This is a genomic window from Acidovorax sp. GW821-FHT11A03 (assembly GCF_058809075.1).
On sequence record NZ_JBXASG010000002.1, the window covers coordinates 594152 to 609285 of the forward strand.

The 15134-nt window shown below is 65.2% G+C and carries 12 protein-coding genes; 5 read left to right on the forward strand and 7 right to left on the reverse strand.

Going from position 1 to position 15134, the window contains the following annotated elements:
- The first annotated feature begins 45 nt into the window (after window positions 1-45).
- A complete protein-coding gene (locus AC1RVY_RS06490) occupies window positions 46-1065 on the forward strand; it encodes a zinc-binding alcohol dehydrogenase family protein (RefSeq protein ID WP_492805847.1) in 1020 nt (339 codons plus the stop codon).
- Between the two features lie 130 nt (window positions 1066-1195).
- On the forward strand, window positions 1196-1609 hold the full coding sequence (locus AC1RVY_RS06495) for a VOC family protein (RefSeq protein WP_492805848.1): 414 nt from the start codon (window positions 1196-1198) through the stop codon (window positions 1607-1609).
- 109 nt (window positions 1610-1718) lie between these two features.
- Here the strand turns inward: AC1RVY_RS06495 and AC1RVY_RS06500 are convergent, their stop codons facing one another.
- Window positions 1719-2696 carry a Bug family tripartite tricarboxylate transporter substrate binding protein gene (locus AC1RVY_RS06500; RefSeq protein ID WP_218341383.1) on the reverse strand — a complete coding sequence of 326 codons (978 nt, stop codon included), beginning with the start codon at window positions 2694-2696 and terminating at the stop codon, window positions 1719-1721.
- A gap of 206 nt (window positions 2697-2902) precedes the next feature.
- Entirely contained in the window at window positions 2903-3910 is a 1008-nt protein-coding gene (locus AC1RVY_RS06505; RefSeq protein ID WP_218297294.1) for a fumarylacetoacetate hydrolase family protein, read from the reverse strand.
- A 103-nt stretch (window positions 3911-4013) separates the two neighbouring features.
- On the opposite strand from AC1RVY_RS06505, the gene AC1RVY_RS06510 reads away from it, so the two are divergent.
- From AC1RVY_RS06510 to AC1RVY_RS06520, 3 genes are all read left to right on the forward strand, one after another.
- On the forward strand, window positions 4014-4796 hold the full coding sequence (locus tag AC1RVY_RS06510) for an IclR family transcriptional regulator (RefSeq protein ID WP_218297295.1): 783 nt from the start codon (window positions 4014-4016) through the stop codon (window positions 4794-4796).
- A gap of 27 nt (window positions 4797-4823) precedes the next feature.
- On the forward strand, window positions 4824-5987 hold the full coding sequence (locus AC1RVY_RS06515; protein WP_492805850.1) for a DUF3108 domain-containing protein: 1164 nt from the start codon (window positions 4824-4826) through the stop codon (window positions 5985-5987).
- 332 nt (window positions 5988-6319) lie between these two features.
- Window positions 6320-6619 (forward strand): BTH_I0359 family protein, encoded by a 300-nt coding sequence (locus AC1RVY_RS06520; protein ID WP_010462989.1) that lies wholly within the window; start codon window positions 6320-6322, stop codon window positions 6617-6619.
- Between the two features lie 81 nt (window positions 6620-6700).
- Here AC1RVY_RS06520 and AC1RVY_RS06525 read toward each other — a convergent pair whose 3' ends face one another.
- The 5 genes from AC1RVY_RS06525 to AC1RVY_RS06545 all read right to left on the reverse strand — a co-directional run bounded on the left by AC1RVY_RS06525 (window position 6701) and on the right by AC1RVY_RS06545 (window position 15115).
- The gene (locus AC1RVY_RS06525; protein ID WP_492805852.1) at window positions 6701-9130 is read right to left on the reverse strand and encodes a tetratricopeptide repeat protein; all 2430 of its coding nucleotides are present in this window, start codon (window positions 9128-9130) and stop codon (window positions 6701-6703) included.
- Between the two features lie 97 nt (window positions 9131-9227).
- The gene (locus tag AC1RVY_RS06530; protein ID WP_492805854.1) at window positions 9228-10289 is read right to left on the reverse strand and encodes an AbrB family transcriptional regulator; all 1062 of its coding nucleotides are present in this window, start codon (window positions 10287-10289) and stop codon (window positions 9228-9230) included.
- Between the two features lie 161 nt (window positions 10290-10450).
- Window positions 10451-11401, reverse strand: coding sequence for a UDP-glucuronic acid decarboxylase family protein (locus tag AC1RVY_RS06535; protein WP_218297299.1), 951 nt, complete (start codon window positions 11399-11401; stop codon window positions 10451-10453).
- On the reverse strand, window positions 11398-12798 hold the full coding sequence (locus tag AC1RVY_RS06540; protein ID WP_492805856.1) for a UDP-glucose dehydrogenase family protein: 1401 nt from the start codon (window positions 12796-12798) through the stop codon (window positions 11398-11400). The genes AC1RVY_RS06535 and AC1RVY_RS06540 overlap by 4 nt, the downstream gene beginning before the upstream one ends.
- A 97-nt stretch (window positions 12799-12895) precedes the next feature.
- Window positions 12896-15115 (reverse strand): O-linked N-acetylglucosamine transferase family protein, encoded by a 2220-nt coding sequence (locus AC1RVY_RS06545; protein WP_492805858.1) that lies wholly within the window; start codon window positions 15113-15115, stop codon window positions 12896-12898.
- Window positions 15116-15134 lie beyond the last annotated feature (19 nt).

Below are 15134 nucleotides of genomic sequence, written 5' to 3' on the forward strand. Positions count from 1 at the left end.
GGACCGCTCTTTTTCCACCTCACTTTTCTGCAAGGACACACCACCATGAAAGCCATTGGCTACCAGGCCCCCCGCGCCATCGACCACCCCGCATCGCTGCTCGACATCACCCAACCCGACCCCGTGGCCACCGGCCGCGATCTGCTCGTGGAAGTGCATGCCGTTTCCGTGAACCCCGTGGACACCAAGGTGCGCAAGGGCAGCGGCCCCGCCGAGGGCCAGGCGTACAAGGTGCTGGGCTGGGACGCCAGCGGCATCGTGCGCGCCGTGGGCCCCGACGTGACGCTCTTCGCGCCCGGCGACCGCGTCTGGTACGCGGGCTCCATCGCACGCCCTGGCACCAACAGCGAACTGCACCTGGTGGACGAGCGCATCGTGGGCCACGCCCCCCAATCGCTGGACTTTGCCGAGGCCGCCGCGCTGCCGCTGACCACCATCACCGCGTGGGAGCTGCTGTTCGACCGCCTGGGCGTGGTGCCCGGCAAGCAGCCGACGAACAGGACCCTGCTCATCATCGGCGCGAGCGGCGGCGTGGGCTCCATCCTCACGCAACTGGCGGCGCGGCTCACCAGCCTCACGATCATCGGCACCGCATCCCGCCCCGAAACGCAGCAATGGGTGCGCGACCTGGGTGCCCACCACGTGATCGACCACAGCAAGCCCCTGACGCAGGAGCTGGCCCGCATCGGCCACCCCTCGGTGGACACCATCGTGAGCCTCACGCAGACCGACGCGCACTTCGACCAGATCGTCGAGGCCATCGCGCCGCAGGGCCAGTTCGCGCTGATCGACGACCCGGTGTCGCTCGACGTGACGAAGTTCAAGCGCAAGTCGGTGTCGGTGCACTGGGAGCTGATGTTCACCCGCGCGCTCTTCGGCACCGCCGACATGATCGGCCAGCACCGGCTGCTGACCGAGGTGGCGCAGCTGGTGGATGCGGGGCTGATCCGCACCACGCTGGACCAACGGTTTGGCACCATCAATGCCGAGAATCTGAAGCGCGCGCATGCGCTCATCGAGAGCGGCAAGGCGCGGGGCAAGCTGGTGCTGGAGGGATGGGCCTGAAGAACTGCGGGCCACGCAGGGGGGCGCAGCACCATCCGCGCGGCAGATTGTGTGCCAGGCTGAAAAACACTGTATTTACAAACAGTATTTCAGGTATAAAACAGGGCACCACAACCCGAGGAGACCTCCCATGCTGGACCACATGACCTTCCGCGTCACCGACATCGCCCGCACCAAGGCGTTCTACACCGCAGTCCTCACGCCTTTGGGCTACAGCCTGTGTTTTGAAGGCAACTACGGCTCCAACATGCTGGGCTATGCCTACCCGGCTCCCTCCGAGCCCGACGGCAAGAAGGCGGATGTGTGGTTCATCGACGGCCCCTCGCCCTACGGCGGCCCGCCTGCGACTACGGGCTGCCATCTGGCGTGGCGGGCCGCCACGCGGGCCCAGGTCGATGCCTTCTACCGCGCCGCCATCGAAGCCGGGGGCCAAGACAACGGCGCCCCGGGCCTGCGGCCCGACTACCACCCCCACTACTACGGCGCGTTTGTCATCGACCCCGAGGGCAACAACATCGAGGCGGTGTGCCACCTGCCTGAATAGTCGATGGGCCTGCTGGGGCCAGCGGCCTGCCAGGCTGAAGGGGTGGCGAGGCCTGTCAAGGCCAGGCGGCCACCCAGTGCACCGTTCCGTGCACCGAGGTGCTGAGGGATCAGTCCAGCTTCACGCCCGCCGCCTTGATGATCTCGCCCCAGCGCTTGGACTCGGCCCGTGCCATGGCGCGGAACTGCTCGGGCGTACCGGGCAGGGCTTCCATGCCGAAGTCGTTCATGCGCTTGACCACGGCGGGGTTGAGCAGGGCCTTGTTCAGGTCGCCGTTCAGGCGCGCCGTGATCGCAGCGGGCAGACCGGCGGGCGCCAGGATGCCCTGGAACGCGAACACCTCGGTGTTGGGCACACCGGCTTCGGCCAGCGTGGGCACGTCGGGCAGCGCGGCCACGCGCTTGGCCGAGCCGATGGCCAGCGCGCGCACCTTGCCCGAGGTGATCACGGGCAGGCCGGCGGCCAGGTCCAGGAACATGCAGGGCACCTGCCCGCCCATCACGTCCTGCAGCGCGGGCGCCGCGCCCCGGTAGGGGATGTGCGTGAGGAAGGTCTTGGTGCGGTTCTTGAACATCTCCATCGCCAGGTGGTGCGGCGAGCCGTTGCCGGGCGATGCGTAGTTGAGCTTGCCGGGGTTGGCGCGCGCGTAGGCCAGGAATTCCTTCAACGTCTTGGCTTCGAACGCCGGGTGCACCACCAGCGCCAGCGGAAAGCGGCTGATGCCGCCCACGTAGGTGAAGTCCTTCTCGGGATTGAACGGCAGCTTGGTGAACAGGTGCTCGTTGTAGGCCAGCACGGCGTTGTCGGCCGACATGAAGGTGTTGCCGTCGGGCTTGGCCGTGGCCACCAGCTGCGCGCCGATGTTGGTGGACGCGCCGGGACGGTTGTCCACGATGATCTGCTGGCCCAGGGTCTGGCGCATGGCCTCGGCCACGGTGCGCGCCAGCACGTCGGTGCCGCCGCCGGCCGGGTACGGCACCACCCAGCGCAAGGGCTGGTCGGGCCACGCGGACTGGGCGGCGGCCCAGGGGGCGGCGGAGGTGGCGCCTGCGGCGGCCAGGGCGGTCAAGAGGGTTCTGCGGTGCATGGGGCTGTCTCCTTTTACTATTCAATTGATAGCTGCTTGCGCTTATATATCAAGCGCTAGAGGCCATTTTGGCTTAAAAATCTCTATACCACACGTTCAGCGCACGGCGCATGAAACGGGCACATCCTCAGGCCAGTGCCACCGTGGAACTGGCTCCGCCAGGCCACTGGTGGCGTCCCCCTGAAGGGGAAGGCCCCGAAGGCGACTCAGGGGGCTGCAATGGTCTGGTCGATCGCGCCGAAGATGCTGGCGCCGTCCTTGCCCTTGACCTCGATGCGGATGGTGTCGCCGAACTTCATGAACTCGGTGCTGGGTTTGCCGTCCTGGATGGTCTCGATGCAGCGCTTTTCGGCGATGCAACTGTAGCCCTTGGGCCATTCGGTACGGCCGCTGGCGTCGGTCACGCCCTTGTTGCTCACGGTGCCGCTGCCGATGATGGAACCGGCGCGCAGGTTGCGCGTCTTGGCCACGTGGGCGATCAGCTGGCCGAAGTGAAAAGTCATCTCGGGGCCGGCGTCGCACATGCCGACCTTGCGGCCGTTCCAGGTGGACTGCACCGTGAGGTTCACGCGGCCGTGGTCCCAGGCGTCGCCCAGCTCGTCCAGCGTCACGGCCACGGGGCCGAACGCGGTGGCGGGCTTGCTCTGGAAGAAACCAAAACCCTTGGCCAGCTCGGCCGGGATCAGGTTGCGCAGGCTCACGTCGTTGGCGATCATCACCAGGCGGATGCCGTCCAGCGCCTGGTCGGCGGTGGCGCCCATCTTCACGTCGCCGGTCACCACGGCGATCTCGGCCTCGAAGTCGATGCCCATGGCCTCGCTGGGCACCACCACCTCATCGCAGGGGCCGATGAAGTCGTCGCTGCCGCCCTGGTACATCAGCGGGTCGGTGTAGAAGCTTTCGGGCACCTCGGAGTTGCGCGCTTTTCGCACCAGTTCGACGTGGTTGATGTAGGCCGAACCGTCCGCCCACTGGTAGGCGCGGGGCAGCGGGGCCATGCACTGGGCGGGGTCGAAGGGAAAGGCGTGGCGCGCGCGGCCGCTGTTGAGCTGGTCGTACAGGTCCTGCAGCTGGGGCGACAGAAAGCCCCAGTCATCCAGCACCTGCTGGAGCTTGCTGGCAATGCCGGTCGCATAATGGGCTGTGCCCAGGTCGCGGGAGACGACAACCAGTTGGCCGTCGCGCGAGCCGTCTTTGTAGGTAGCGAGTTTCATGGTGGCAGGACCTTTGTCTCAAGGGGTTGAAAGTCTTCACCCAGCACGAATTACGCTTGGGTAAATTGATTTAACTAAACAAAACTCGCAAATTTTAGTGCACATGGACAAAGAACGTGCAGGAATTCAATCGGTCGAGGTGGGTTTTGCCCTGCTGGAGGGGCTGACACGCTCGCGCGGACCGCTGATGCTCAAGGATGTGGCGGCCTCGGCCGGCATGAGCGCGGCCAAGGCGCACCGGTATCTGGTGAGCTTTCAGCGCCTGGGCCTGGTCACGCAGGACAGCCGCACCGCGCGCTACGACCTGGGGCCCGCCGCCCTCAAGCTGGGGCTGGCCTCGCTGGCCCGGCTCGATGCCGTGCGCCTGGCGCGCGAGCGCATGCCCGAACTCATGGAAAGCATCGGCCACACCTTGGCGCTGGCCGTGTGGGGCAACCACGGCCCGACCATCGTGCACTGGGAGGAATCGCCCCAGGCCGTGACCGCCAACCTGCGCCTGGGCGACGTGATGCCGCTGCTCTCGTCCGCCACCGGCCGCTGCTTTGCGGCGCACATGGCGCCCGATGTGGTGGCTCCGCTGCTCAAGGACGAGCTGGCCCGCGCCGTGAAGATGCGGCGCACCGACCTGCCCTCCACCATGGCCGAGGTGAACGCACTGCTGGCGGAGGTGCGCACGCGCGGCGCGGCCCGCGTGGTGGACACCCTTCTGCCCGGCATCGTGGCGTTCTGCGCACCGGTGTTCGACGCGGACGGCCATCTGGAGCTGGGCATCACCACGCTGGGCTCCATCGCCACCTTCGACCCGGAATGGGACGGCGCCATCGACGTTCCGCTGCGCGCGGCCGCCGCCCAGCTGTCGAGCGACCTGGGCGCCGGCAGCGCCTGACGCCCCCCCCTGCACGCATCGCTGTAGATGCCACGGCGCGCCCTGGTTCTCATCACCGCCCTGGTACTGGCCCTGCACTGGCTGGTGCTGACAGGGGTGCCCCTGGCGTGGGACAGCCCCCAGCAGCCAGCGGCGGGCCGCGTCTTCAGCACGCGCAGCGTGGCAGCCCCGCCGCCCGCGCCCGCCCCCACCGCGGCTCCAGTGGCCGCGCCCACGCCAACGCCGCCTGCGGCCAAGCCCGTGGTGCGCAGGAAACCTGCGCCGCCCGTCCCCTCCCCGGCCGCGGCAGATCCGCCGGTTGCGGCGCCCGGGGCCTCCGTGCAGGTGGCGGGTGCAGAGGCCAGCGCAAACGCCACCACCGCCGCGCCAGCCGCCGACGTTGCCACGCCAGACGCGGCCACCCCGGCATCCACCCCCCAGGCCGAGGCACCGGCACCAGCAGCTTCGGCACCGCCTGCGGAAGAAACCACCACCACCAACACCATCGCCGGAATCGACATCGCGCCCCCGGGCTCCGGCACAGCGCGCAGCGCGGGTGCCCCGCCGCCGCCCGTGCGCATTCCGGCCCCCACGCGGCTGGCGTTCGACGTGAGCGGGCAGGCCAAGAAGTTCGCGTACAACGCCCGCGCCGAGCTACTCTGGCAGCACGACGGCACCCGCTACGAAGCGCGCCAGGAGGTCAGCGCCTTCCTGGTGGGCAGCCGCATACAGCGCAGCGTGGGCGCCATCACGGCCCAGGGTCTGCTGCCCGAGAAGTTTTCCGACAAATCCCGCAGCGAGCAGGCCGCGCATTTCGACCATGCCAAGGGCCGGGTGACCTTCAGCGCCAACACACCCGAGGCCGCCGTCGGCCCGGGCGCACAGGACAGGCTGAGCCTGTTCATCCAGCTGGGTGCCATGCTGGCGGCCGACCCGGGCCGCTTCGTGCCCGGCACGCAGGTCACCATCACCACCGTGAGCGCCCGTACCGCAGACCGCTGGACCTTCACCGTCGAAGGCCCCGAAACCCTGGACCTGCCCGCCGGCCCCACCCCCGCGCTGAAGCTGCTGCGCCTGCCCCGCAAGGACTACGACCAGAAGGCCGAGCTCTGGGTCGCCCCCGCCCTCAACTACCTGCCCGTGCGCATCAAGCTGACCCAGGCCAACGGCGACTTCGCCGACCTGCTGCTGCGCAGCAGTGGCGCGCCGTGAGGCGTGGTCGCGGCAGGCCGGTTGAAACTGGTCTGCGCAAGAGGGAAGACGGCACAGCAGGCGGCTGCGGCGCCCACTCCTGCATCAAAGTGTTGCGCCCGAGCGCCACCCGAGCTCCGGACCGGTAAAAAACCCCCGGAAGCCCGGCCGCACCGCTTTTTCATGAAATACTGGAACGCAGCAGAGAGCCAAGCCCAGAGCGGGCTTCCCCCTGATCACCGATCCGTAGGACAAGGCGTTACGACCTTGCCAGCGTTTCCCGGAAGCTGCCTTGGGCCTTGAACTCTGCGAACCCGCTGTCATCTGACATCTATATCGACAAGGGGAACACGATGCACATGCTCTACGACTCAGAATCCTTCGTGGTGGTCCACATGCTGCCCGACGCCGTGGAGAAAAAGAGCACCCAGGCGCTCAACGACACCGCCCCCGCCGTTCCCCAGCTCGCACGCCATGGCTTTGAAATCGTGGACAAGCGTTCGGGCAAAGAGGTGTACCTGGACGGCTCCTGGGCCGAGATGTTCCAGGAGCAGATCCTGGCCTGGCAGCGCGACACCCCCACACAGGAAGAAGTGGAAGACGCGCTGGACCGTTATGCGGGGCTGGCGCAGAACCCGGTGGTGGTGCACTGAACCCCTGGGGCCCTGCCGCCTTCGCAGGTTCGCACTGGCCCGAATTGATCAATACCCGCCCTATGGCCGTCCTGGCACGTCCTAAACCTCGATCACCTCGGGCGGCAGGCCCTTTGTATGCCGCTCGTGCATTGCCACATACGCGGCTTCGATGTCTCGCGCGAATTGTCGGCCGTTGAACAGCGGAGACCGGGCTTTTTGCGACTGGAGCTGGTCGCGCAGCGACGCAAGCCTTGCGGGGTCTGTCGCGAGCTGAATCGCCAAGGTTTCGTACTCTGCGGTGCTTCGCGTCACCAGTTCGGGCAGGCCCACCGCATGCAGCAGGCTTGCCGCCACGCGGGCTGCAAATGACTCCCCAAGGCGTGTGAGCACCGGCACGCCCGCCCACAAGGCATCGCTTGCAGTGGTATGGGCGTTGACCGGCAGCGTATCCAGGAACAAATCGGCCAACCGGTGGCGCGCCAAGTGCAATTCGAGAGGCATGCGTTGCGCAAACACCAGCCTGTCGCCAGCGATTCCCCGGGCCTGCGCCTCGCGCCGCAAGTTGCCCGGGATGATGGAGTTGTCCTCAAAGAGCCACAGCACGCTGCCAGGTGTGGCGTGGAGAATGCGCATCCAGCTGTCGAAGACGGCCGGCATGATCTTGTAGTTGTTGTTGAAACAGCAGAAGACAAATCCGGTGGTGGGAAGCCCCAGCTCGTGCCGCGTGAATACCCGGTCACTGATCGTGCGCTGCGAATCATTGACTTGGTAGCTGTGCGGCATGTACACCAATTTTTCGGTAAAGTGAATTTGTGCCTCTGGCGGCACCACCACTTTGTCCGCAATCACATAGTCCATGTAGCCAGCCCCCGTGGTTCCGGGATAGCCCAGGTAACTGACCTGGACGGGCGCGCACCGGTAGGAAAAAATGCCGAAGCGGGTATCGGTGGTGAAGCCCTTGAGGTCGATCGCAACGTCAACGCCCAGCTCACGCGACAGCCGAGCGATCTCTATGTCGGTTTTTTCACTCACATCGATGAACCGGTCAAAGCTTGCAGCCAAGCGTGCCCGCATGTCATCGTTCGCATGGGTGCCGAACGAAAACGCAATCCACTCGAAGCACTCCCGGTCGTGGGCTTCGAACAGCTCGGCCATCAAGTAGGCGGTAGCATGGGTATGAAAATCCGCAGAATAGTATCCAACGCGAATCTTTTCGCCCGCAGTACGACCCATGCTGGGCCCCAGCACCTCGGACGCGGGAAACTCCTGCTTGACGGACGTTTGCGCGACTTGCTTGTGCAGTTCGGGCGCATCAAACAGCGAAAGGGCAATGAAAGGCGTCACGCCCAATTCGCCGTCCCGAATGCTCCGCTCACACAACGCCAGATCGTCTGACAGGTTCATCCAGTCGCCGGCCTTGAGCCGGCTGTAGGCCAGATAGCCCAGCAGATGCTTGATGTCTGGCCTCAGTTCATACGCCGCCACATAGTCGGCAGTGGCTTGCGGCCATCGGTTGGCCCTGAAGTGCAGAACGGCGCGGTTGTAGTACAGATCGGGATTCTTGGGCGCCAACCGGATCGCATGATCGTAGGCGGCCAGTGCTTCCACGTCGCGCCCCGCGTCCAGCAGCGACAGGGCCACATACGACAGAATTTCCACATCGTCGGGGCTCAGCTGGGCTGCCTTTTGAAAGGACCGCACCGCATTCGGAAACTGAAAGAGACAGCGCTGCGCCAACCCAAGGTTTTTGTGCGCCTGGAACAGCTTGTCATCGGCGCGGATGGCCGCTTCAAAGTGCTTTATCGCGGGGCCCCACTGTTCCCGCTCCGCCAAAATCGCCCCCTTGGCATTGTGCGCCTCCGCATGCTCTGGCCGCAAGAAGATGACCTGATCAAAGCACTGCAATGCCTCGTCCTGCCGACCTGCGTTGGCATGGAGTACGCCCATATTCTGGCAGGCGTCCACGTCCTGCGGGTCCAACGCAAAAGCCTGCTGGTAACACTCCAGCGCATTCTCCAGACGTTCGAGCTGGCGCAGAGCATTGCCTTTGTTGTTGTACGCCGCTGCCAGCTGAGGTTGAAGGGCAATTGCCTGGTCGTAGCTTCCCACCGCCTCCAGCGGGCGGGACAACGTGTTCAGCGTAATACCTCGGTTGACATACGCTGCAGCAAACGCCGGCTGAAGGCCGATGGCCCGCTCAAAGTGCGCCAGCGCCTCGTCATGGCGTTTCAAAGCCCCCAAGGCCAGCCCGCGATTGACATGGGGCGCAGCATCCTCCGGAGCCAGCTTGATCGCCTGGCCGATCAGATCGACCGCCATCTGCAGGTGACCCGCCTGGTACGCCAGCACCCCCTGCATGTGCAGGGCGCCAACGTTTTTTGGATCATTCTTCAAAATGGTGTTGTAGAGCTGGTTGGCCTGCGCAATGCGTCCCTGCTGGTGCGCTTGCATGGCTTGCTCCAGCCAGGCGGCTAGCTGGGCTTTCGTTGCTTGGGGAGGGCGTACGCCGAAGTTGTAATGAATGCTCATGGTCTGGGATGTGCAGCGGATGGAAACGCTCACAGACCGTCGCCAGGACAATCCATCAGCGTCAACAAAGGTGGGATTGTGACGCGCCCGCCGCTGTTCAGGCCACGGTGGCGGGGTAGATCCGCCGGTACAGCGGGTCCACCAGCATCAGCACCGCGATCAGCCGGCACACCTGGAACGCCGTGACGACCGGCACGCCCAGCTGCAGCACCTTGGCGGTGATGGCCATCTCGGTGATGCCTCCGGGCGAGGTCCCCAGCAGCAGGGTGACCCAGGGCAGACCTGTCGCCCAGGCCAGCGAGGCCGCGAACAACGCGCACACCCCCATGAGCACCAGGGTGCCCACCGCCACCGACACGAGCCAGCGCGGCGCCGTGTGCAGAAAATCCGCACGAAAGCGGACCCCCAGGCTCACGCCGATGACCAGTTGCGCCGCATTCACCATCGCCTGGGGCACGGCGGACAGGGTGATGCCTGCCATGGTGAGCCCCATGGACACCAGCATCGCGCCCATGAACCACGGGTTCGCCCGGCCCAGCCTGTCCATCAGCAGGGCTCCGGCCCCCGTCAGCAGCGCCATCAGCGCCAGACCGGGTGCGCTCACCACCCGGGCCGTGGGCGGCAGGATATCCAGGCCATGCAGTCCGCTCCATTGCAGCGCGAAAGGGATCGTGACCGTGACGATCAGCAACCGCAGGCTGTGGCTGGCCGCCACGAGGTCGGTGCGGGCGTTCTCGCGTTCGGACAGCAGGGTCATTTCGGATGCCGCACCGATGGCCCCCGAGAAGTAGCTCGTGGCCCGCAGCATCGGCGCAGGCACCCCGTGCATGCGCGGCGCATGCACCCGGTACAGCCAGGCGCCGAACAGCCAGCCCAGGAACAGCGCCCACACAATGCCCAGCGCGATGGCCCACCAGAGCCCGCCAATCAGTCCCACGACCTGGGGCGTGAAGTACAGGCCCAAGGCGGCGCCAATGGTCCACTGCCCCGCATTGCGCAAGGGCCCCCAGCTTTCCGTGGGCCCGCCAGCGATGGACACCACCGAAGTGGCCAGCAGCGGGCCGATCATCCAGGGCAGCGGGGTGTGAAGGGCTGCGCAGCCGATCGCGCAAGCCAGAGCGAGCAACAGGGTCAGGAGGATACGAAGAAACAGATTCATGGCAACGGGGGCTCGATATCGGCATCGGAAAGGACCAAACCCCGGCGGGCACCATACCCGCACCTCCTGCCCCTCGACATGTTCCAAATGGAACGGGGGGCATCGCGGAATGGCACAGCGGGGGCGGATGCCAGGCACGCGCTGGCTCCGCCTCCCGGGGCTCAGCCGGCGTCCGCCTCCTTGAAATAGGCAATGGTCCGGCGCAAGCCCGCGTCAATGTCGACGCGGGGGGCCCACCCCCCCAGCAGCTGGCGCGCCAGCGAAATGTCGGGCTGCCGCTGCCGGGGATCGTCTCCCGGGAGCGGGTGGTAGGTGATCCGCGCGGACGAGCCCGTCCCTGCGAGGATTTTCTGCGCGAGTTCCAGGACGGTGAACTCCCCTGGATTGCCCAGATTGACCGGTCCCGCCACCTCGTCCGGCGTGGCCATCATGCGCACCAGGGCTTCCACGAGGTCATCCACGTAGCAGAAGCTGCGGGTCTGCGTCCCCGCCCCGTAAACGGTCAGATCCGCCCCACGCAGCGCCTGGACGATGAAGTTGGAGACCACCCGGCCGTCATCCGGACGCATGCGCGGGCCATAGGTATTGAACAACCGCACGACCTTGGTGCGCACGCCATGCTGGCGCCGGTAGTCGAAGAACAGGGTCTCCGCGCAGCGCTTGCCCTCGTCGTAGCAGGCCCGCACCCCGATGGGATTGACGTTGCCCCAATAGGACTCTGGCTGCGGATGCACGCCGGGGTCGCCATACACCTCGCTCGTCGAGGCCTGAAGAATCACGGCATGGCACTTGCGGGCCAGCTCCAGCAGATTCATGGCACCCAGCACGCTGGTGCGCAGGGTCCGCAGCGGATCGGACTGGTAGTGCACGGGCGACGCGGGGCAGGCCAGGTTGTAGATCTCGTCCACTTCGGCATCCAGGGCCTGGACGACGTCGTGGCAAAGCACACGAAACCGCGGCGAGGCCAGGAGGTGGGCGATGTTCTTTTCCAAGCCGGTGGAGAAGTCGTCCACGCACAGCACCGCATGGCCATCCTTCAGCAGGCGCTCGCACAGATGGGAGCCAAGAAAGCCAGCGCCTCCCGTGACCAGGATTTTTTTTTCCGTCGTCATGCTGCCATGGCCCCGAGTGCATCCGCAGCGCTGCGGCCCACGGTCAGATAGTCGAACCCCAGGGCCCGCATGGAGCGCGGCTCGTACAGATTGCGCCCGTCCACGACAAGGGGCTGCCGCAGGGCCGCCCGCAGGGCATCGAAATTGGGACTGCGAAACACCTGCCATTCGGTCACGATCAGCAAGGCGTCTGCACCGCGCGCGGCGTCAATGGGATCCTGGGCATAGCTGATGTGCTCGAGCAGTTCGGGCCGGTCGTGCAGATCCTCCTCCAGGCAACGGCGGGCCTCCTGCATGGCCACCGGATCGAAGACCCGAAGCACCGCCCCACGCTCCAGCAATTCACGGACCAGCACCCGGCTGGAAGCCTCGCGCATGTCATCGGTATTGGGCTTGAAGGCAAGCCCCCACACCGCCAGCCGACGGCCGGAAAGATCCGGTCCGAGCCGCTGGGCGAGCTTGTCCACCAGCAGCCGCTTCTGTCCATCGTTGACCTGTGCCACCGCCGCGAGCAATCGCAGCGGCAGCCCGACCTCCTCGCCCATGCGCTGCAACGCAGTCACATCCTTGGGAAAGCAGCTGCCGCCATAGCCCACGCCCGGGTAAAGAAAGCTCTCACCAATGCGCGGATCCGCGCCGATACCAACGCGCACGGGTTCGATGTCCACACCCAGCCGGTCGGCCAGGTTGGCCATCTCGTTCATGAAACTGATGCGCGTGGCCAGCATGGCGTTCGCCGCATACTTGGTGAACTCGGCACTGCGCCGGTCCATGCAGATGACGCGGTCGTGGCCATGCCCGAACGGGCGGTACAACTCACGCATGAGGTTGCCGGCCCGCAGCTCCTGCGGCGTGTCGCCGCAGCCGAGAATGATGCGGTCGGGCCGCATGAAGTCCTCGATCGCGCTGCCTTCCTTGAGGAATTCTGGATTGGACACCACGGCGTAGCCAGGGGCCGGGTCCGCGCCTTCCCCGCGTCGCGCCAGCGTGGCAGCGACAGCACGGTGCACCGCTTCACCCGTACCGACGGGCACCGTCGACTTGTTGACGATGACCTTGAAGCCCGTCATGTGCGTGGCAATGGCACCAGCCACATCGAATACATGGCGCAGATCCGCACTGCCGTCCCCCGCAGAAGGAGTGCCCACCGCGATGAACTGGACATCACCGTGGGCCACTCCGCGCGCCATGTCGGTGGAGAACCCCAGCCGGCCCGCGCGGGAGTTGCTGACGACCAGCTCCTGCAACCCGGGCTCGTAGATGGGCACTTCTCCGCGCTGAAGGGCTGCAATCTTGTCGGCATCCGTGTCGATGCACAGGACATCATTGCCCAGTTCCGCAAGGCACACCCCGGTGACAAGCCCCACATAACCGGTTCCGAACAGGGTGAGATTCATTTTTCGAGTCAGAGCAAAGTTGTGGAATTGGCACGCGCTGCGTACGCACCCGTGACGGCGCCAGCCACCGGTGCTCGGGGCTGCCAAGGAGGGAGCATCACACCTCGATCACATCAGGAGGCAAACCCTGGCACAAGCGGTCGTACATGGTGGTGTATGCCGACTCCACATGGCGTGCGAAGAGCCTGGCATCGAACAGCGGCGACACAGGGCCCTCCCTGCGCAGTTTGCCGCGAATCCGCCCAAGCTGCGAGGGGTCACGGGCCAGCTCAATCGCTCGCGCCTCGAAATCGGCCTGGGTCTGCGTGATGAGTTCCGGCAGTCCCACGGCACACAAGAGACTGGCAGCCACGCGGCTCGCGAATGACTCGCCCATGCATGTCAACACCGGCAACCCCGCCCACAAAGCATCGCTGGCGGTGGTGTGCGCGTTGTAGGGCAGGGTGTCCAGGAACAGGTCCGCCAGCCGCTGGCGCGCCAGATGCTGTTCCATGGGCATGCGCGGCGCAAACACCAGGCGCTCTGCGGAAATTCCCCGGATCCGCGCCTCGCGCTGCAAGTTCCGCGCGGCAATGGGGTTGTCCTCGAACAACCACAGGACACTACCCTCGGTGGCGTGGAGGATACGCATCCAGCCATCAAAGGTCGACGGCATGATCTTGAAGTTGTTGTTGAAGCAGCAAAAGACAAAGCCCGTGGTCGGCAAGCCCAGTTCCTCCCGCGAGAAGGACGGCGCGGCAATCCTGCGTTGAGAATCGTTGACTTGGTAGCTATGGGGCATATAGACCACCTTCTCGGTAAAGTGGGCCTGGGACTTGGGAGGAACCACTATCTTGTCAGCGATCACATAGTCCATATAGCTCACGCCCGTGGTGCCAGGGTACCCGAGATAGTTGACCTGGACAGGCGCACACCGATAGGAAAAGCAACCGAAACGGCTCTGCTGCGTGAAACCCATCAAATCAATGGCGATGTCGATCCCCAACTCCCGCGACAGGCGAGCGATCTCGATGTCGCTACGCTCCCGCACGTCCAGGAAATGGTCAACGGCACCTTCCACACGCTGGCGCATCTCGTCCTGGACATCGGGGCCTACAGAAAAAGCGAACCACTCGAAGCGATCACGGCTGTGCACTTCAAGCAGCTCCACAATGAGATGTGCGATCGGATGATTGCGAAAATCTGCCGAGTAGTAGCCGACACGAATCTTGCCGTCGCCTGTCCGGGGACCAATGGCACCAAGAAGATCGGCGGCCAGCAAGCTGTGCAGTCCAAAAAGGCTTGCCGCTTCCTTATGAAGAGCGGGATCGTCGCACAGAGAAAGGGCGACAAATGGCGCCAGCGCAGGTCTTTGTGCACGGACTTCCTGCTGAAGCTCGCCAATCTCTTCCTGCAGGTTCTGCCAGATACACCCATGCACCTTGGCGGAGACGATTTCGCAGGAAAGCATCGGTATCGCGCCCACTAAACGCTGGGCCAGGTACAGCTGCTGCAATGCTTCGTCGTACCGCTTGACCTCCCGCAGGAGCCGCCCCATGAGAAACCTGGACTCACCTTGCTGCGGACGAAGCCCGATGGCACGGCTGATATCCCCCATCGCCAGCTCGAAGTCCCGGAGCTGCAGATGTGCCTCTCCACGATTGTTATATGCCTCGGCGGACTGCGGCTTGAGCTCCAGCGCCCTACTGAAGGCTGCGACCGATTCTGCATACCGGTCCAGTCTCAGTAAAGCCGTGCCCCGATTGTGGTGAGCCTCAGGGATATATGGTGCACGCTCGATCACCTGATCCATGCAATCCAGGACTTCTCCAAACTGCTTCATCTGCAGATGCACGCAGCCCAGGTTGAAACGCGCCTGCGCATTCCCGGGCTCCATCGCCAGCACGCGGCGGTAGCTTTCCATGGCCTCCGGCAACCGGCCCAGCGTTTGCAGGACGGTTCCGCGGTTGTAGTGCGCCAGCACCAACCCTGGCGAAAGCGCGATGGCCTGGTCGAATGAGGCCAACGCCTCTTCATCGCGCTGCAGGCGCAGCAGGGCGTTGCCGCGGTTGAAGTACGGATCAACGTAGTCGGGCTTGAGTGCGATGGCCCGGTCGTAGGCACGAATGGCGTCGGCGGTCCGGTTGGACAGCAGCCAGTCATTTCCCCGCGTGTTGCAGGCTGTCGCGTCATCGGGGAGGGCTGGCTCAGCGGCGACTCTATTGCCTGATACCAGGCCCGTGCCGTAGTTGATTCCGAACTTGAAACCAGGCAGTGTGGAAGATAGGGATCCCACCTTGAAGGGCTGGCCAAAATGGGGTTTCTTTGCGTCGGTCAAGTTGCGTCCCGGTGCAGAT

What these genes read in the sequence shown, in the direction of transcription:
- AC1RVY_RS06505 (WP_218297294.1), bottom strand. Translation starts at nt 3,910, where the DNA reads ATGAAACTCGCTACCTACAAAGACGGCTCGCGCGACGGCCAACTGGTT.
- AC1RVY_RS06510 (WP_218297295.1), top strand. Translation starts at nt 4,014, where the DNA reads ATGGACAAAGAACGTGCAGGAATTCAATCGGTCGAGGTGGGTTTTGCC.
- AC1RVY_RS06515 (WP_492805850.1), top strand. Translation starts at nt 4,824, where the DNA reads ATGCCACGGCGCGCCCTGGTTCTCATCACCGCCCTGGTACTGGCCCTG.
- AC1RVY_RS06490 (WP_492805847.1), top strand. Translation starts at nt 46, where the DNA reads ATGAAAGCCATTGGCTACCAGGCCCCCCGCGCCATCGACCACCCCGCA.
- AC1RVY_RS06525 (WP_492805852.1), bottom strand. Translation starts at nt 9,130, where the DNA reads ATGAGCATTCATTACAACTTCGGCGTACGCCCTCCCCAAGCAACGAAA.
- AC1RVY_RS06530 (WP_492805854.1), bottom strand. Translation starts at nt 10,289, where the DNA reads ATGAATCTGTTTCTTCGTATCCTCCTGACCCTGTTGCTCGCTCTGGCT.
- AC1RVY_RS06520 (WP_010462989.1), top strand. Translation starts at nt 6,320, where the DNA reads ATGCACATGCTCTACGACTCAGAATCCTTCGTGGTGGTCCACATGCTG.
- AC1RVY_RS06540 (WP_492805856.1), bottom strand. Translation starts at nt 12,798, where the DNA reads ATGAATCTCACCCTGTTCGGAACCGGTTATGTGGGGCTTGTCACCGGG.
- AC1RVY_RS06495 (WP_492805848.1), top strand. Translation starts at nt 1,196, where the DNA reads ATGCTGGACCACATGACCTTCCGCGTCACCGACATCGCCCGCACCAAG.
- AC1RVY_RS06500 (WP_218341383.1), bottom strand. Translation starts at nt 2,696, where the DNA reads ATGCACCGCAGAACCCTCTTGACCGCCCTGGCCGCCGCAGGCGCCACC.
- AC1RVY_RS06535 (WP_218297299.1), bottom strand. Translation starts at nt 11,401, where the DNA reads ATGACGACGGAAAAAAAAATCCTGGTCACGGGAGGCGCTGGCTTTCTT.